Annotated in this window: 2 protein-coding genes; both read left to right on the forward strand. The window is 56.8% G+C overall.

Annotated features, from left to right (window positions below; genetic code table 11):
* Nucleotides 1-1,159 precede the first annotated feature (1,159 nt).
* Complete coding sequence (locus DBR20_RS12475; protein WP_105163912.1) at nucleotides 1,160-1,711, forward strand: hypothetical protein; 552 nt, start codon at nucleotides 1,160-1,162, stop codon at nucleotides 1,709-1,711.
* A 765-nt stretch (nucleotides 1,712-2,476) separates the two neighbouring features.
* The coding region (locus DBR20_RS23120) for an ABC transporter transmembrane domain-containing protein (protein WP_258223337.1) at nucleotides 2,477-2,784 on the forward strand (308 nt) is incomplete at its 3' end.

Below are 2,784 nucleotides of genomic sequence, written 5' to 3' on the forward strand. Positions count from 1 at the left end.
CTCCCTGGACAGGTGGCAGTTGGACCTGGGGTAGCGGGGGCTGGACAATTGGCATAGGGGGCAGCGGCGGCAGTAACGGTGGTCGCGAATCATGGGAAGAAGAGTGATCTCATCAACGCACTGACACACGAGACTGCCAAGCTTAGACGAGGCTGACGATAGGGTAGAGGCAACACCGCTCTCCCTCAAAGCCAGCCAGAAGGTCGGGGGGAGGACTCCGCCTGACCTTCTTATCGATTCTCGAACCGAAGCGGATCAGGCTTTCTGACTTCCAATCTTCTACAGCGTCCAGACGGATCGCGTCCGCAGTGCCAATGCACTCAAGTGTGCGCTTAGAAGGTCATGCAGGAAGCTGATGATGTCTGACCAATCATCCGAGTTGGCCGCTCGACGCAGACAGATCTCCAAGCTCGAGCCGAGAGAGGCGCTAGCTTCATAGATTGGAAGATAGAAATCTTTGCCCTGCCAAAGCAGCGCGTTGAAAAGCACTCTAGCGGTTCGACCATTCCCATCCTGAAGTGGGTGGCAGTTAAGCAGGCCGACATAGAACCAAGTCGCGCGTACGAAGGGCGACCAGCCTCTGTCACGGTCACATGCAGCCAGCCAGTCAAGCCTCCTGGCAAGCAGTGGGTGTGGCATGTAGCCCCAGCGATTTCCCGCCTCATCGGCCGACGTGACGTTGGGGCCACAGCGCAGCTCGCCATCCACGCCAAGGCGGCCCGCGATGAGTTTGATAGCCGACTGCAGAGCAGCTGGCGCCGAAGTATCCAAAAGTGCCCTGCACTGATCAGCCACCTCGCAGAGCACTTCATGCTCGACACGCGAAGTGTGACAGCGTCTGAGACCTTCCCGGTGCGTCACATGTTCTGAGAGTGGATGAACGAGCTTAGATTGGTGTGCAGCCCAGAAGTGCAGGATCCCGTGGCATAGATCATCCGTGCTGACGACTGACCTCTGTTGCAGAAGTGCCGATCGCTTCGCCTCAATTGCGACAATCTCTCGAGCATGGCTAGCGACTGCCGCAACGAACGCGCTGTACGACACTGGCGAGACCAGATGGATCGCCATAGATTTCCTTGACTTTCATTCGGCACATGACGAACATTCCAGCCCGACCTTACAGGCCGGCTTAGTTCTAGATCAAGCGTAAGGAGATCGGATGTCGAATGGAATTCGCGTGCCCAGCTTCGGATGGGATACCTTTGCCGCCGCGTGCGCTCTCGCATGCTCGCTGGGCATCGTGCTGACTGCGCAGGCACATCAATCCGCCGAACTTGAGCCCTCTCCGTTGGCTGTCGAGGATCTGATTCAGTTCCAGCAACGACCTGATGACGCCAGCATCTTGCGCACGTTCGAGGTGACCGCGAACAGGATTGGCACCACCGGCAACGTGCGGTTCTCTGAACTTGAACCGAGGTCCGACTCCGCCATGGGTCCTGCTGTACTTATCCGCGATCGATTCTCAGGAAGCGTAAGACAGTTGACAGTGACGCAGAAAGCGACCATAGATGATGCACACTGCTTGAAGCTGGCCGAAGTCAGTCATGCACTCGGTCTGTTTGTGCAACCGCCAGAACCGACTCCGGTATGGAAGACCGAAGGACAGCGGAAGCACGCTTTTCATGAGAATTCTCAAGTGAGCATCGATGCTATCGGCAGAGCTCCTGGAAGCGATTGCCTGGGAAGCGTTGTCTTCAAGTACAAGAACTAGCCGACAGCTGTTGAGGCGAGTCGAGGCGCACGCCCATCACCGCGCATGATGAGTCCCTCTTGACGACTTCTAGCCATCGCAGCTGACCAGGTGGACTTCTGTCAGAGAAGCCCGCTCTTGATAAGCGTGCGCATGGGAACGTGCAGGGCACGCGCCAAAGACCTGATCAGGCGTCAGTACGGAACCTCTACGTCTAGCAGTATGGATCGCTTTCGCTCAGCGACCCGATAACAGGCGCGTGGCGATGAACTCCGCCGACGCACTTCGTATGGCGCGCCCAGAAGATGGAACGAGCAAGCAGCAATGTCACGGCAACACTTCCAGTATCAAAGTGAGCATTCCGAGTGTGGATTGGCCTGTGTGGCCACATGCGCCTCTCTGCTGGGAAGAGAGACAACTCTATCCTCTCTTCGAATTCGGCATCCTTCGTCCTCTCAAGGCACGAATGCGGCGGCGCTGATCTCAGCGTTCACCAGCCTCGGCATCCATGCTCGCGCGATCCGTTGCGAAGTGGACGATCTCCAGCACATTTCGTTGCCCGCGGTACTGCATTGGAAGCTTTCACACTTCGTTGTGCTTAGTAAGTGCTCACGCGGGCGATTCCACATCTTTGATCCCGCGTCCGGCCACATGAGACTAAGTGGAACGCAGCTTTCGGAATCTTTTACCGGAGTTGCGCTCGAGCTGACTCGGCTTCCAGGCTTCGTCGCTAGCAGAAGTGATCGTCAGTTTAGCATTCGGCGGTTTGCAACAATCACGTCCGAAGTGAAGCAGTCGCTGGGGCTAGGGGCCGTCTACTCCGTGTTCCTTCAGCTCTTCCTGGTTAGCTCGCCGTTCTTCATCCAGATATCGGTAGACGAGGCAGCAACCCATACAGACACAGACCTTCTGGTTCTCCTAGGGCTTGGCTTTGCACTGCTTGCGATCTTCAACTTCATAGCTGAGGTACTTCGTTCACGAGCAATGTCGAGGGCTGCTAGCACTTTGTCGTGGAATGCATCGCGCCGACTGTTCCGGCATATGATCCTCCTTCCACTGTCGTGGTTCGAACGGAGACGCCTTGCCGACGTCTC

The sequence above is a fragment of the Stenotrophomonas sp. HMWF023 genome, from assembly GCF_003060985.1.
GTDB lineage: Bacteria > Pseudomonadota > Gammaproteobacteria > Xanthomonadales > Xanthomonadaceae > Stenotrophomonas > Stenotrophomonas lactitubi.